The organism is Kosakonia sp. ML.JS2a, assembly GCF_025642095.1.
Lineage (GTDB): Bacteria > Pseudomonadota > Gammaproteobacteria > Enterobacterales > Enterobacteriaceae.
In genome coordinates this window covers 676,925-691,679 of sequence record NZ_CP106754.1, presented here as the reverse complement: position 1 = coordinate 691,679, position 14,755 = coordinate 676,925, and the positions used below count along the sequence as shown (strand labels likewise).

Genomic DNA, 14,755 nt, shown 5'->3' with positions numbered 1-14,755 from the left:
TTATGTCCGCCTTTCCCGAAGCCTCCCAGACCGGCCTTTCCCTCGCGGATTATGAGCGCAAGCTCATCGCCCGGGATAAGACCATCGACGTCCTGAAACGCCGCATCGCACAAGAAGCCCGACACAGCCACGCCACGCCGTTCGCCATTCTGGAGCAGAATGTGGGGCTGGAAAAAGTGGTCGCCCGTAAGACAATGGAGCTGGAAAGCGAGCGACACGAACTGGAAAAGGCGCTGGCTGAGTTACGCATTACCCAAACGCAGTTGCTTCAGGCGCAAAAAATGGAGTCCATCGGCCAGCTTGCCGCCGGTATCGCCCATGAAATCAACACGCCGACCCAGTATGTCTCCGACAATGTCGGCTTTGTTAAAAGTGCGAATGCGACGCTGTTAACGCTGCTTGATGCGGCTCTTGCGCTGGCCGAGGTCGCGCGCGGGAAACTGGCCGATGAGCCCGCTATGGCGGAATTTGACGCGACGCTCAAGCGCACGAAGTTAGACTTTTTGCGACGCCAGATCCCAGGCGCGCTGGACGAATCACTCGAAGGCCTCGGCCATATCGCCAGGATCGTCGCCGCCATGAAAGAGTTCTCACACCCGTCGCAAAATGTGAAGGAACGGGTGGATATACGCGAAGTCATCAATACCACGGTGACCGTGGCCCGCAACGAATGGAAATACGTTGCCGATCTTGAAACCCATTTCAGCGACGATTTACCACAGCTTCCCTGCCTGCGCGATATGGTTGGCCAGGCTATTCTCAACCTGGTGGTCAACGCCGCGCACGCTATTGCGGACACGCTGAAGGAAGGCGTTAAAGAGAAAGGCCGCATCACTATTTCTGCGCAACAAAACGGTGACTATCTGGAAATCCGCGTCAACGATGATGGCAGCGGTGTCCCGGCGGCGATCCGTGACCGTATTTTCGATCCCTTTTTTACCACTAAAGCCGTGGGAAAAGGGACAGGACAAGGGCTGGCGATTGTGTACTCAACGGTGGTGGACAAACACGATGGACAGATCCGCTGCGAGTCGCAAGAGGGCGTCGGCTCAACGTTTATCCTGCTGTTTCCGCTACGCAGCAACAAGGAGGATGATCCGGCATGCAAGTGATGTTCGTGGATGACGAAAGCAAGGTGCTGTCGGGTATTGAGCGGGCGATCATGATGCACGATGCCGACTGGGAGTGTCGCTTCGCCACCAGCGGCCCTGAAGCGCTGGCAATGCTGGAAGAGACCCCGGCGGACGTGGTGGTGTCCGATATGCGCATGCCTTTTATGGACGGCGCAGAGTTACTGGCTCAGGTGCGCGATCGCTGGCCTGGCACAATACGCATGATCCTCTCCGGCTACTCAGAACCCGACGCCACCCGGCGTATGCTGGAAGTCGCTCACCGGTTTGTGGCAAAACCCTGCGACAGCGCAGCGTTGCTTACGATGATCGGCAGCGCCCTGACGTTACGCGATATGTTTAAAGATCCCGCTGTCCTTGGGATGGTTGGACGGATTAATCAGCTACCCGCCTCGCCAAAAGTGTTCACCGAAGTCTGCCAACTGATTGCCAGCCCCGCCAGCGATACCCGACAGATCGCGGAACGTCTGGGCAGCGACCCTGCACTAAGCGCCAAAATCATGCAGCTTGCCAATTCCGCGTGGTTCAGCCGGGGAGCAAAAATTCATGATATTGGCAGCGCCATTACCCATCTGGGGCTGGAACAGGTAAAACTGCTGGTGCTGGCCTCCCAGTTTTTTGCCGATGCGAAAGTCGATCCCTACGTTGAACAACTGCAACACAGCGCCCTTCTCGCCTCCAAACTTGCCGAGCGGATCGCCGGGCATCAGGGGCTGGAACCCACCGCAGCGCTGCTGGCCAACATTGCGTTGCTGATCCCGGAAATGCGAGAGGACGGCGGCGAAACAACGCTCACGCGCGATAACATTCCCATGCGATCCGCTGTGGGCGCTTACCTGCTGGCGCTATGGGGCTTACCCATGGACATTGTGGAGATCGTGGCGGGCCACGCTCAACCCTCCCGTTCCGCGAACGGCGTCTTTGACGCGATCGGTATCGTGCACGTTGCGGTCGCGCTTGCCAATAACACCCTGCCGGATCGGGATTATCTCGAACAGACAGGCATGCTGAACCAGCTACCTTTATGGCAGCAAATGCTTACCACCCTACAGGACACGCCTCATGACTGATACCGCCTTACCCCGGGTGCTGTGCGTCGACGATGAACCCAATGTACTCGCAGCGATGGAACGAAATCTGTTTGGCGAATTTGACGTGGTCGTCGCGCCGAGTGGGGAAGCGGGCCTGGATGCGATTCGCTGGGGAGAACGTTTTGCAGTGATCATGTCGGACATGCGCATGCCCAACATGGACGGCGCAACGTTTCTGGCCAAAGCGCGGGAACTCTCTCCCGATAGCGTGCGGCTCCTGCTCACCGGGCAAGCCGATGTCACCTCGTCCATTGCGGCCATCAACAAAGGGGCCATTTTCCGCTACCTTTGTAAGCCCTGCCCGAAAGAGGAGCTGATTGCGGCACTCAATGATGCTGTCCGCCAGTATCGTCTCGTCTGCGCAGAAAAAGAGTTGCTGGCCACTACCCTTACCGCCTCGGTGAAAACGCTAACGGAAGTGCTCGCCATGGTGGCACCCTGGGCGTTCCAGCGCGCAGCCTTCGCCCAATCCTGCGTCCGTCACGCATTGCCAAAACTGGAGTGGCACGATGAGTGGATATACACCATCGCCGCCTCATTAAGCCAAATCGGTTGCGTCGGCATTCCCGCCGACATCGTGCAGGCAGATGCAGCCCAGCGCAAACTCTCGGAAGAAGAGAGAAAACTGTTGGTGGGGCATCCGGAGGTCGCAGCCCGCCTGGTTGCAAATATCCCCCGTCTTGAACTGGTGGCCGAAATCATTCGTCATCAGGCGAAAGAACCCGCGCCCAATGTGCCCCTCGAAGTGTTGCGCGGTTCGCATTTGCTGCGCGCAGCCCTTGAGCTGGAACGCCATGCCGCACGCGGATGGAGCCTGGAGCGCCCGTGGGAGATCCTGCGTGCCGTAAGCCCGGCATTGCCGGACTACATCATTAAATCCCTCTCGGATTTCCGTACCAATGTCACCGGCGTACGCTCTGCACGCATTCGCGAACTGATGCCCGGCTGGGTGGTGGATGAAGATATCCGCACCACGAACGGTTTGATGGTGCTGACGAAAGGGCACGAACTCACCGACACCGCCATCTCTGCCCTTCAGCGACTGCTCAGCGCAGAGGCCATTAAAGAGCCGATTCGGGTACGCGGGTTGCCGGACAGCCCAACGCCTGGTTAATGTTATGCCGCGTTCAGCAGATAAGGGCGTGGTCTTACTGGCAGCGGAAAACGTTCCGCTGCTCGGTAATCATCTGCCCCGCCATAACGCAACTTTTTACGCATTTCGCATGGAATAGACACCGTAAACGCAATTTTCACAGAAAGACTACGCATTGAAAGGGGTCGCATGTAATATGGTGCCGGGCTATTGCGAGTTTCATCGTCGTGGTCCAGATCTGATGAACAACTCCCATTAACAGACTCATTACGCGCTTTGACGAAACGCCATGAACAAACCTATAAAACGGCTTGAAATCATCAAATACGCCATTGAACTGGAGGATGACGGGATCATCCATAGTCAGCTTCCTTCACTCAAAGCTGAAGTCACGGACCCGGAATTAGCCTTCATTGTCCAGGCGCTTGAAGCGAAAAACTACAGTGATGCAATGCGCGCTATCACAGAGTGGCTGCAAAATCAGCGCTCGGTGATCGCCTGGTCAGACCCACAGGTGTCCGCCAGCAAACTGGAGCTGAAAGCGCTGGAAGAACAATTGCGGGAGCTGATTGATAAACGTAACGCCCGCATCCAGTTGCTGGATGATTTCAACGACCTGTACATGACTCGCCTTGGGCCACTGATGTCGCAGATCCTGAACTTGCGCAAACTCCTCGCCGAAGCCGCCGTCCGCCGTCAGGAAGCCGAAGCGCGCCGTCGTGAAGCGGATTATCAGCGTTGCCAGAAATACCTGTCGCAGGCGGTCAATGTTCTGGTCATGCTGACCCAGCGCTGGGAAAGCATGCCGCCCCACTCCATACAAGCCGCTGAAGCGCGTAAACATTTACAGCAGCAAAACGATCTGATCGCCTCTTTGCTTGCCGAAGCGCTGGAGCTGGAAAGCGGCCTCACGCGTGAAGACGAACCGACTCGCCATGCCCGTGACGAGGCACGCCAGGAGTACGAAAACCATCAGGAACAGCAGCACGACGCCGAGAAGCGCTTCAGTTTTGAGCAAAAAATGTCGGAAGACGAGCGCACTGAACTGAAACGGCTGTGGCGCCAGGCAAGTAAACTCTGCCACCCGGATCTGGTGGACAATGAGCTGAAAAACGAGGCCCACGGCATGATGGTGCAGTTGAACCAGGCGCGTGAGCGTGGCGATCTGAGCGCCATTCGCTCTTTACTGACCCGCTTGCAACAAGGCTTTGACCCACTGATGGCCAGCGATCGTTTAAACGATCTGCAACGTTTACGTCAGCGCGTCGTCGAGGTGAAACAACATATCGCAACGCTGATTGAAGAACTCGCGGCGTTGGAAAAAGAGGAAACCTGGCAGCTGGTCTCAACGCTCGGCGATCAGGAAACCTACTTCCGCCAGCAGGAAAAAGCACTGGCGGAACTGCGTCAGACGCTGGAGCAGCAAGTCAGCGAAGCGGAGTACGACGAAGTCGCCTGAAGGCAGTAAGCCCGGTCATTAACCGGGCCTGCTCGCTACTTCTTGTGCCAGTATGCCTGTGCACGCACCAATTGCTGATCAATACCGTTACCCTCGAAGCGGCTCATCAGCGATTTCACCACCTCGCCCTCCCCGGTCAGCCAGATAAAGTAGTCCTCCGCCGGTACCGTCAAGGCCGCCAGTTTGTCAGCAACCGCCTGCGGGTTATGCCCAATCACCCACTGGATATCAAAACCGCTCAGATGCGCCAGGTAATCCTGATACGCCACATCATGAAGGGTGACCACTGCCATGACGTTCGGGCGCACAGCAAGCTGGCTTATCCCTTCCAGGCGGCGGCGCAGAGCCGGCATACCGGACTCATCGCACACATAGAGCTGCCAGGCATAATCTTCCGGCACCACCAGCGAACCGCGCGGCCCGCCAATGGTTAGCTTATCGCCGACCTGCGCATTCAGCGCCCACTGACTTGCCACTCCGCCATCATGGATATAGAAATCCAGCAGCAGCTCGTGGCGGCCAGCATCATACAGCGGGGTATAGTCGCGGGAAGCCGGACGCGGCCCGTCGCCCCAGACAATGCCTTCATCCGTCACAACCGGTGGCACAAACGATGTGCCCGGCTGCGGGAAAAAAACTTTGGTGTGATCGTCAAATCCGCGGGAGGAAAACCCCTCCAGTTGCTCGCCGCCCAGCACAACACGCTGGAAGCCGACGCCCGGGCGCTCTACGCGCAGAACGGTTAATTCACGAAAGCGCAGCTCATTGCGTACGCGCTGCGGGTAGCGTTGTGGGTTGGTAGTCATAATCGGCCTTCGTAGTGTTGAATACGATATATCTAAATGTTGTGCAAATGATAATGATTGTTGATTAGAAAGAAGGCAAGCGCTTTTTATGATATAGACAAAGCAAAGCGCACAGTTCGTTAAAGAGATAAATTATTATCTTATTTATCAATAAATTATAAAAATATCTGTTTTATACATTGTCTGAAAAGTAACTTTAGATATAAATTAGATATATCAAATTTAAGGAGAAGAGTATGCGGCATCATCACGGTAGCGGTGACGACGGGCATCACCACGGCGGCGGGCGTCGCCAGCGCTTTTTTGGTCATGGCGAATTACGGCTGGTTATTCTGCACCTGCTGACGCACAACGCCAGCCACGGTTATGAGTTGATTAAAGAGATTGAAACCCTGACGCAGGGCAACTATACGCCAAGCCCTGGCGTTATCTATCCAACGCTGGATTTTTTGCAGGATCAGCAACTGATCGTCATCAGTGATGAAGAGAGCGGGCGTCGGAAAATAGCCATTACCGCAGAGGGGTTGCGCTGGCTGGAGGAAAATCAGTCGCAACTGGCGCAGATTCAGGAGCGCATTAAAGCCCGCAATGTGGGCTACCAGTTACGCCGAAACCCACAGATGAAACGCGCGCTGGAGAATTTCAAAGCGGTACTGGATTTACGTGTCAATCAGGGGGAACTCAGCGCCACGCAGCTAAAGCAGATCATTGGCATTATCGACCGCGCAGCGCTGGATATTTCGCAACTGGATTAAGCCGACGCGGGCATATCGCGCAGACGGAACACCTGTACCAGCTCATGCAGGTGCAGTGCCTGTTCGTTCAGTGCGGCAGCCGCCGCAACGGACTCTTCCACCAGGCTGGAGTTCTGCTGGGTGGTGGAGTCAATCAGCCCGATAGCGCTGTTGATCTGCGAAATGCCGTCGGTTTGCTCCCGGCTCGCCTGGCCAATCTCGCGCAGGATCACATCCATCTCTTCAACGTTCGTCACCATGCCGTTGATCAACGCACTGGCTTTTTCCACCAGCGACATCCCCTCGCGGGTCTGGCTGGCTGAACTTTCGATCAGATGACGGATCTCGTTCGCCGATGACGCGCTTTTCTGCGCCAGTTGACGGACTTCGCCCGCCACCACCGCAAAGCCGCGACCATGCTCACCGGCCCGCGCCGCTTCTACCGCCGCGTTAAGCGCCAGGATGTTGGTCTGAAACGCAATAGAATCGATCAGGTTGATAATGTCGGACATGCGGTTAGATGTGTCGTTAATGACGCGCATCTTTTCCGTCACCTGCTTCATCATCTCGCCATTGTTTTTCACTACCGTTGCCGCACCCGCAGAGAGCTGCGACGCTTCGGAAGTATGATCAGCGGTGTTTTTCACCGTTGCCGTGATCTGTTCCATCGAGGCGGCCGTTTGCTCAACGGAGCTGGCCTGTTCTTCGGTTCTTGCCGCCAGGTCCTGGTTACCCGCAACGATCTGCGCGGCTGCGCTGGAAATACTTTCAGAGCCGTTTTGCACCTGATGGACAATCTCAACCAGGCGGTTTTTCATTTCCATCAATGCACGCAGCAGAATGCCAGTTTCGTCGCGATGGCGAGCGTCAATGGTGCGGGTTAAATCCCCATCGGCAATCGCTTCGGCAAACCCTACCGCCTCGCCCAGCGGACGGGTGATCATACGCACGATATACCAGCCCATCAGGCTTCCCATACCGATGCTAAATACCGCGAGCAGGATCAGCATTAAGCGGTTGGCGCTGAAGTCATTCTGTACCTGAGCGCCCGCCGCGCGGATCTGCTTGTCCTGTATGGCAATCAACGCCATCACTTTCTCTTTATAGGCGTTTTGAATTCTGACCGTGTTGGTCATCATCTCTTCAATTGCCGCCGCGCGGTCGTTTTTCTTCACGGCATCAAGGATACGGAAGCGGGAATCGAGATATTGCTGACGTACGGTGCGGATATCCGTAAGGGCTTTTTGTGATTCGCGGTCCGGCAGGTTTTTCGACAGGTCTTCAAGGAGGGTGGTAATGTGACTGCTGATGTCGGCGAGCTGTTTCTGCGTTTCCGTCGTCCATCTGCCTTCATTGTCCAGCAACATCATTTGCTGGGTATTCACGAAGGCGTTGAAATTATCGATCAGCTCGTTCGCTTTAACGGTGGTGGGATAGTCATCATGAACAATCTCCTGCATGCCATTATTTGCACGGTTCAGGCTGAGTAGTGAAAGGCAGGAACTTACTACCATCAACACAATAAAAAAGCCGAATGCCAGAAATAATTTCGTGCCGATTTTTACGTCATGTAAAAACATATATTCTCCATGGGATTGATTATTTTGCTGAGTAAATCGCACGCCCCTAATCGAAAAGGCGAGCTTAAGTCCCTGGTGCGTATAAAAAGAAAGCAACCACCTAACGTTATCGGTAACCGAAACGCTAACTTTATGAGTTTGATCGTTTTTTTAATTACTTATTGTATAAACTGATAGTTACAGGCGATTAATACCCCTGTATCGATCGTTATATGTACGGGAAGATTGATCTGAGCAATGTATTTACTACAACTTAATCAAGTTTAATTAATAATTAAATTACAGCCTCTGAAGTTTATTAATGCTTCACAATTCAAATCATATTTAATAATAATTTAACAAAGAACGAATAATGCCATTACATAATAAAACTTACTTTTACCATGGTTATAGATAAAAAAACCGCCAGAATATCTCCTGGCGGTTTTTAATTCGTTTACAGGCGTTAATGCAATACGGAAACGGCATCCTGTAAACGCCCGGCACGATGCTGCACCATCGCCGACACTGTCGCACTCTCTTCAACTAACCCGGCGTTCTGTTGGGTAATGGCATCCAGTTCGGAGACCGCGCGCGTCAGTTCGGAAAGCCCCGCCGCCTGCTCGGATGCCGACTGGCTGATTTGCCCGATCAATGCCGTCACGTTCTGCACCTGACTCACAATATCATCCATGCTCTGGCCTGCGGCATGTACCTGATCGTAACCAGATTGTACTTTGCTGGCGCTGGCGTCGATAAGCTTGCGAATATCATTGGCTGCATTAGCACTGCGGCTGGCCAGGTGGCGAACCTCTCCGGCGACAACAGCAAACCCTTTGCCCTGCTCCCCGGCACGTGCAGCCTCGACCGCGGCGTTCAACGCCAGGATATTGGTCTGGAAAGCGATGTCATTAATCAGCGCAGTGATTGAACCAATACGCTGAGTACTGTTGGCTATCTCATCCATGGTTTTCACCACCGTCTCCATCACTTTTCCGCCGTGCGACGCCGCACTGCTGGCGGAACTGGAGAGCTGATCTGCCGCCGACGCGGTTTGCGAACTGGTCTGCACCGATGCCGCCATCTGGCTCATGGTCGCCACGGTTTGCTGCACATTGTCGACCGTCGCGCGGGTACGCGCATTTAAATCATCGTTGCCTTTGGCCAGCGTTTCACTGCCTTTGCGCACGCTGTTGACCTGGCTGGAGACATCGTGGATCAACCAACGGCACATTAACCCCAGTTGCCCGACAGCACGTAGCGCAAGCCCCAGTTCATCGCTACGATTGAGCGGTTGTACGCTGTTACGCTCCCCGGTCGCCACGCTCAGCGCCTGGCGAGCAACGTTTTCCGCCGGGCGAACGATTTGCCACTCAAATGCCAGCCCGCCCGCCAGCATCGCCAGTGAACTGACCATCAATCCCAGCATACTGCTATCAGCCAGCCACAACCCCATCAGTTGCGCAGCCCAGGCGCACACCATCACGCTGCGGGCGCGCCAGCGGAGCGGCAAGGCGCGCAGGCTTCCCCACCACCCTTTGCTCACCACCAGCCCCTTATGGATCCGCTTATTACAGCGTCCTTCATTTAATGCGTTGTACAGCGGTTCAACAGCGGCAATTTCGTCGTCCGTCGCCCGGGTGCGAATCGACATGTACCCGGTAAGTTGCCCGTCACGCACCATCGGGATTGCATTGGCGCGTACCCAATAATGGTCGCCATTTTTACGCCGGTTTTTAACGATGCCGCTCCAGGGTTCCCCCTGTTTGAGGGTGTACCACATATCGGCAAACGCGGCTTTAGGCATATCCGGGTGGCGAACAAGATTGTGCGGCTGCCCCTGTAACGCTTCCAGAGGGTATCCACTGGCCTGAACAAACGCGTCATTCGCGTGGGTAATGTAGCTGTGCACGTCGGTTGTTGACATAAGGGTGATGTCGTCATCCAGCGGAAAAACCCGCTGGCTAACATAAAGCGGAGAAGGCATGGTGGCATCCTTGGCAGGTTATATGTCTGTTAAAAATTATTGCGAATGTTATTTCGGCGATAATGGATTTATCTTTAGTTGTTAAATTTGATTTAGATCGCAATTCACGCTAAAACCGCATTTTTTGTATGCCCTGTAACCTGCTGATTTTAATAATTTCAGCATGAAATCACGTAATAACACTCAACTGTCATGCCCCATTAGCGGGCATTTTTTGCACCACCATAGCGCACAATCCGCACAAGCCCCTCACCATCGTTCAAATTTTAATCACGCCAATGGCGTTATTTCAGCGAAACGGGACGATTAAATCTTGCACACCCCTGTCTTGCCCTGGTGTTTATCCCGATTTTTGTAATCCGAGCCGAAGTGGCGTAATCCCTGCAATACTTAAATCGGTATCATGTGATACGCGAGCCCCTGGAGCACATTTTGAACAGGTTACCTTCCAGCGCATCGGCTTTAGCGTGCAGCGCTCACGCATTAAATCTCATTGAGAAGCGAACGCTTGATCATGAGGAGATGAAAGCATTAAACCGAGAGGTGGTGGACTACTTTAAAGAGCATGTTAATCCGGGGTTTTTAGAGTATCGAAAATCTGTTACCGCCGGCGGGGATTACGGAGCCGTAGAATGGCAAGCGAGCAGTCTGAATACGCTTGTCGACACCCAGGGACAGGAGTATTTAGATTGCCTGGGTGGTTTTGGAATATTCAATGTGGGGCACCGTAATCCAGTTGTGGTTTCCGCCGTACAGAATCAACTCGCCAAACAACCTCTGCACAGCCAGGAGCTTCTCGACCCACTACGGGCGATGCTGGCAAAAACGCTGGCGGCGCTCGCCCCTGGCAAACTGAAATACAGCTTCTTTAGCAACAGCGGGACGGAGTCCGTCGAAGCGGCGCTAAAACTTGCCAAAGCGTACCAGTCCCCGCGCGGCAAATTCACCTTTGTCGCCACCAGCGGTGCGTTCCACGGCAAGTCTTTAGGGGCGCTCTCTGCGACGGCGAAATCGACCTTCCGCAAACCCTTTATGCCGCTGCTGCCGGGCTTCCGTCATGTCCCCTTCGGCGATATCGAGGCCATGCGCACGCTGCTGAGCGAATGCCATAAAACCGGCGACGACGTTGCCGCCGTGATCCTGGAACCCATTCAGGGCGAAGGTGGGGTCATTCTGCCGCCACAAGGCTATCTGCCTGCGGTGCGTAAGCTGTGCGACGAATTTGGCGCACTGCTGATCTTCGACGAAGTGCAAACCGGGATGGGACGTACCGGCAAAATGTTCGCCTGCGAGCACGAAAACGTGCAGCCGGACATTCTGTGCCTCGCCAAAGCGCTGGGCGGCGGTGTGATGCCGATTGGCGCGACCATCGCCACGCAGGAGGTATTCTCCGTTCTGTTTGATAACCCCTTCCTGCATACCACCACCTTTGGCGGTAACCCGCTGGCCTGTGCGGCTGCGCTGGCAACCATCAATGTGCTGCTGGAAGAGAACCTGCCTGCGCAGGCTGAACAGAAGGGCGACATCCTGCTGGATGGCTTCAGGGCGCTGGGACGCAAGTATCCCGATCTGGTGCAGGATGCGCGCGGTCGCGGGATGCTGATGGCGATCGAGTTTGTGGATAACGAAACGGGCTACAACTTTGCCAGTGAGATGTTCCGCCAGCGGGTACTGGTTGCCGGAACGCTCAATAACGCGAAAACCATTCGCATAGAACCGCCGCTGACGCTGACAATGGAACAGTGTGAGCAGGTGCTGAAAGCCGCGGGTAACGCGCTGGAAGCACTGCGGGTCGCCGTCGAACAGGCGTAATCGTTCCCCCTCTCCCGATGGGGAGGGGGAATGCCGTCAGGCTGGCATCACGCCAACAAAGCTGCGTTTTTTACGCGGCTCAGACATCAGCTCCTCCAGTTTTTCCACACAGGCCAGATAGTGCGGTGTCTTCTTATGGGCAAGCACGGCGGCATCATCCTGATAAGCCTCATAAATAAAAAAGCGGGTTTTCACTTTTGGATCCTGCAACACATCAAAACGCAGATTCCCCGGCTCGCGAATGGCGCCTTCATGGTTAGCGCGAAACACCTGCAAAAACTCCTCCACCCGATCGGGTTTAATGTTGATCTCCACCAGCGTTACATTCATGGTTGCTCTCCTTGTTTTTCGTCCAGCCAGAACTGGTATGCCTCGTGGGCACGCATATTTTCATGCACCACTTTTTTCACCGCTTTCAGCATCGCCAGCGGCGCGCTGGACTGGAAGATATTTCTCCCCATGTCCACGCCGGATGCGCCCTGATCAATGGCGCGGAAACACATCTCCAGCGCCTGCTGCTCCGGCAGCTTTTTCCCCCCGGCGATGACAATCGGTACCGGGCAGCTCGCGGTGACTTTCTCAAATCCCTGCTCCACAAAATAGGTCTTCACAAACTGAGCGCCCATCTCGGCGGCGATTCGACTGGCAAGGGCAAAATAGCGGGCATCGCGGGTCATCTCTTTGCCAACACCCGTGACGGCAAGTGTCGGGATACCGTAGCGATTGCCCGCATCCACCAGCGTGATGATGTTGCTGATCGATTGATGCTCATATTCACTGCCAATGTAGACCTGCGCGGCGACAGCGCAGACATTCAAACGCAGGGCATCCTCCATGGCCACCGCCACACACTCACGGGATAACTCCGCAAGGATCGAGTTGCCGCCCGACGCGCGCAAGACCACCGGTTTATTGGTGGCGGGCGGCACCACGCTGCGCAAAATGCCGCGTGTACACATCAGCACATCGGTTTCACCGAACAGCGGCGCAATAGACAAATCAATGCGTTCCAGCCCGGTGGTCGGCCCCTGGAAATAGCCATGGTCAAATGCGAGCATGACCGTACGATTGCTCGCCGGGTTAAATATCCGCGCCAGCCGCGACTGCATCCCCCAGTCCAGTGCCCCACACCCTTTCAGCGCAAAAGGGACGTTATGCTGCGGTGTGTCGAGGCCAAAATCTTTACCGTCTTTGATGTCATCTAAATCCGCCATCATCTCCCCCGCCAGAAGCTGTGATTGAGTCATTGATTTTGTGATTGAAGATTGTTCAAAAGCGTAGGCGGTGAACTATATTTACGACCGTACGAGGATCACAGTTTTATCTCTGATGCTGCACGAGGGGGAAAACCCATGAGTTATCTATTAGCGTTAGATGCAGGAACCGGCAGCATTCGTGCGGTGATCTTCGACTTATCCGGGCGGCAGATAGCGGTGGGCCAGGCCGAGTGGAAACACCTGAGCCTCGAAAACGTGCCCGGCTCAATGGAGTTCGATCTCCACGGCAACTGGCAGCTTGCCTGCCAGTGCATCCGACAAGCGCTGGCAAATGCCGGTCTGCGCGGAGAAGATATCCAGTCTGTCGCCTGTTGCTCCATGCGCGAAGGCATTGTGCTCTACGATCGCAATGGCGAAGCGCTCTGGGCCTGCGCCAACGTTGATGCCCGCGCCAGTCGTGAAGTCGCTGAACTGAAAGAGATCCACGACGATCGCTTCGAAGCCGAGGTGTATGAAGTCTCCGGTCAGACACTGGCGCTCAGCGCCATGCCGCGCCTGCTCTGGCTGGCGCATAACCGCCCGGATATCTACCGTAACACCGCGACCATTTCGATGATCAGCGACTGGCTGGCCTCCCGCCTTTCCGGCTGGCTGGCGGTGGATCCTTCCAATGCTGGCACCACCGGCCTGCTCGATCTGTTCACCCGCGACTGGCACCCCGAACTGCTGGATATCGCCGGACTGCGCGCAGATTTTCTCTCTCCGGTAAAAGAGACTGGCAGCCTGCTTGGCGAGGTAACGTATGAGGCTGCGCAGGAGAGCGGCCTGCGCGAAGGCACGCCGGTAGTGATGGGCGGCGGCGATGTACAACTGGGTTGCCTCGGGCTTGGCGTGGTGCATGCCGGGCAGGCCGCCGTGCTGGGTGGAACGTTCTGGCAACAGGTGGTGAACTTGCCGCAGGTGCGTATCGACCCGGAGATGAATATTCGCGTCAATCCGCATGTGATTCCCGGCATGGCGCAGGCGGAGTCGATCAGCTTCTTCACCGGCCTGACCATGCGCTGGTTCCGCGATGCCTTCTGTGCAGAGGAAAAATTGATCGCTGAACGGCTGGGCGTCGATGCTTACACCCTGCTGGAAGAGATGGCCAGCCGGGTACCGGCAGGCTCGTGGGGCGTGATGCCGATCTTCTCTGACGCCATGCACTTTAAGCAGTGGTACCACGCTGCGCCGTCGTTTATTAACCTCTCGATCGACCCGGAAAAATGCAACAAAGCCACCCTGTTTCGCGCGCTGGAAGAGAACGCCGCCATCGTTTCCGCCTGTAATCTGGCGCAAATCTCGCGTTTTTCCGGCGTGCGCTTCGACAACCTGGTGTTTGCCGGTGGTGGCGCAAAAGGGGCGCTGTGGGGGCAAATTTTAAGTGACGTCACCGGCTTGCCGGTACGTGTCCCGGTGGTGAAAGAGGCTACCGCGCTGGGCTGCGCCATTGCCGCAGGCGTGGGCGCCGGTCTGTATGATGACCTGGCGACCACTGGCGAACGGCTGGTAGCGTGGAGCCATGAATATACCCCTGACCCGCAGCACCGCGAACTCTACGACACCATGATGCAGAAGTGGCAAAAGATCTATGCCGATCAGCTTGGTCTGGTAGACCGCGGGCTGACAACTTCCATGTGGACTGCGCCAGGGCTGACAACCCGGGCGTAATTTTTACTCATCACCCCGGCCCTCTCCACAAAGGGGAGAGGGAGAAAATCATCATCAGCTCTCTCCACAGCGTGAAGAAGAAAATCATCATCACCTCTCTTCAGGTGGGAAAAGAACATCCCCTCTCCCCTTTGGGGAGAGGGTTAGGGTGAGGGGC

At 55.4% G+C, this 14,755-nt stretch carries 11 protein-coding genes and 1 pseudogene; 7 read left to right on the top strand and 5 right to left on the bottom strand.

Annotated features, from left to right (window positions below):
- Positions 1–2 precede the first annotated feature (2 nt).
- The 4 genes from N7922_RS03325 to N7922_RS03310 all read left to right on the top strand — a co-directional run bounded on the left by N7922_RS03325 (position 3) and on the right by N7922_RS03310 (position 4,773).
- Positions 3–1,112 carry a sensor histidine kinase gene (locus N7922_RS03325; protein ID WP_263099228.1) on the top strand — a complete coding sequence of 370 codons (1,110 nt, stop codon included), beginning with the start codon at positions 3–5 and terminating at the stop codon, positions 1,110–1,112.
- A complete protein-coding gene (locus tag N7922_RS03320) occupies positions 1,103–2,200 on the top strand; it encodes an HDOD domain-containing protein (RefSeq protein WP_263099227.1) in 1,098 nt (365 codons plus the stop codon). Before N7922_RS03325 ends, N7922_RS03320 begins: the two co-directional genes overlap by 10 nt.
- Positions 2,193–3,335 (top strand): response regulator, encoded by a 1,143-nt coding sequence (locus N7922_RS03315; RefSeq protein ID WP_263099226.1) that lies wholly within the window; start codon positions 2,193–2,195, stop codon positions 3,333–3,335. Before N7922_RS03320 ends, N7922_RS03315 begins: the two co-directional genes overlap by 8 nt.
- A 268-nt stretch (positions 3,336–3,603) precedes the next feature.
- Positions 3,604–4,773 (top strand): DNA repair protein, encoded by a 1,170-nt coding sequence (locus N7922_RS03310; protein ID WP_263099225.1) that lies wholly within the window; start codon positions 3,604–3,606, stop codon positions 4,771–4,773.
- Positions 4,774–4,808: 35 nt separating this feature from the next.
- Here N7922_RS03310 and N7922_RS03305 read toward each other — a convergent pair whose 3' ends face one another.
- Positions 4,809–5,579, bottom strand: coding sequence for a siderophore-interacting protein (locus N7922_RS03305; protein ID WP_263099224.1), 771 nt, complete (start codon positions 5,577–5,579; stop codon positions 4,809–4,811).
- A 236-nt stretch (positions 5,580–5,815) separates the two neighbouring features.
- On the opposite strand from N7922_RS03305, the gene N7922_RS03300 reads away from it, so the two are divergent.
- Positions 5,816–6,334, top strand: a complete 519-nt coding sequence (locus N7922_RS03300) for a PadR family transcriptional regulator (RefSeq protein WP_263099223.1) — start codon at positions 5,816–5,818, stop codon at positions 6,332–6,334.
- Here N7922_RS03300 and N7922_RS03295 read toward each other — a convergent pair.
- Both N7922_RS03295 and N7922_RS03290 read right to left on the bottom strand, forming a co-directional pair.
- Positions 6,331–7,893, bottom strand: a complete 1,563-nt coding sequence (locus tag N7922_RS03295; RefSeq protein WP_263099222.1) for a methyl-accepting chemotaxis protein — start codon at positions 7,891–7,893, stop codon at positions 6,331–6,333. The genes N7922_RS03300 and N7922_RS03295 overlap by 4 nt on opposite strands.
- A 445-nt stretch (positions 7,894–8,338) precedes the next feature.
- Complete coding sequence (locus tag N7922_RS03290) at positions 8,339–9,859, bottom strand: PAS domain-containing methyl-accepting chemotaxis protein (RefSeq protein WP_263099221.1); 1,521 nt, start codon at positions 9,857–9,859, stop codon at positions 8,339–8,341.
- Between the two features lie 432 nt (positions 9,860–10,291).
- Between N7922_RS03290 and ygjG the strand changes: the two genes are divergently transcribed.
- A complete protein-coding gene (ygjG, locus tag N7922_RS03285) occupies positions 10,292–11,671 on the top strand; it encodes a putrescine aminotransferase (protein WP_263099220.1) in 1,380 nt (459 codons plus the stop codon).
- 36 nt (positions 11,672–11,707) lie between these two features.
- Here the strand turns inward: ygjG and lsrG are convergent, their stop codons facing one another.
- Together lsrG and lsrF are read right to left on the bottom strand one after the other, a co-directional pair.
- Positions 11,708–12,001: a (4S)-4-hydroxy-5-phosphonooxypentane-2,3-dione isomerase gene (gene lsrG, locus N7922_RS03280; protein WP_263099219.1), complete on the bottom strand. Its 294-nt coding sequence runs from the start codon at positions 11,999–12,001 to the stop codon at positions 11,708–11,710.
- The gene (gene lsrF / locus N7922_RS03275) at positions 11,998–12,885 is read right to left on the bottom strand and encodes a 3-hydroxy-5-phosphonooxypentane-2,4-dione thiolase (RefSeq protein WP_263100826.1); all 888 of its coding nucleotides are present in this window, start codon (positions 12,883–12,885) and stop codon (positions 11,998–12,000) included. Before lsrF ends, lsrG begins: the two co-directional genes overlap by 4 nt.
- Positions 12,886–13,023: 138 nt before the next feature.
- Between lsrF and lsrK the strand changes: the two are divergent.
- Positions 13,024–14,620, top strand: a pseudogene (lsrK, locus tag N7922_RS03270) (autoinducer-2 kinase); the annotation flags it as partial.
- Positions 14,621–14,755 lie beyond the last annotated feature (135 nt).

Coding starts and splice junctions, on each gene's coding strand:
- N7922_RS03300 (WP_263099223.1), top strand. CDS start 5,816: ATGCGGCATCATCACGGTAGCGGTGACGACGGGCATCACCACGGCGGC.
- N7922_RS03320 (WP_263099227.1), top strand. CDS start 1,103: ATGCAAGTGATGTTCGTGGATGACGAAAGCAAGGTGCTGTCGGGTATT.
- N7922_RS03315 (WP_263099226.1), top strand. CDS start 2,193: ATGACTGATACCGCCTTACCCCGGGTGCTGTGCGTCGACGATGAACCC.
- N7922_RS03295 (WP_263099222.1), bottom strand. CDS start 7,893: ATGTTTTTACATGACGTAAAAATCGGCACGAAATTATTTCTGGCATTC.
- N7922_RS03290 (WP_263099221.1), bottom strand. CDS start 9,859: ATGCCTTCTCCGCTTTATGTTAGCCAGCGGGTTTTTCCGCTGGATGAC.
- lsrF (WP_263100826.1), bottom strand. CDS start 12,885: ATGGCGGATTTAGATGACATCAAAGACGGTAAAGATTTTGGCCTCGAC.
- N7922_RS03310 (WP_263099225.1), top strand. CDS start 3,604: ATGAACAAACCTATAAAACGGCTTGAAATCATCAAATACGCCATTGAA.
- N7922_RS03325 (WP_263099228.1), top strand. CDS start 3: ATGTCCGCCTTTCCCGAAGCCTCCCAGACCGGCCTTTCCCTCGCGGAT.
- lsrG (WP_263099219.1), bottom strand. CDS start 12,001: ATGAATGTAACGCTGGTGGAGATCAACATTAAACCCGATCGGGTGGAG.
- N7922_RS03305 (WP_263099224.1), bottom strand. CDS start 5,579: ATGACTACCAACCCACAACGCTACCCGCAGCGCGTACGCAATGAGCTG.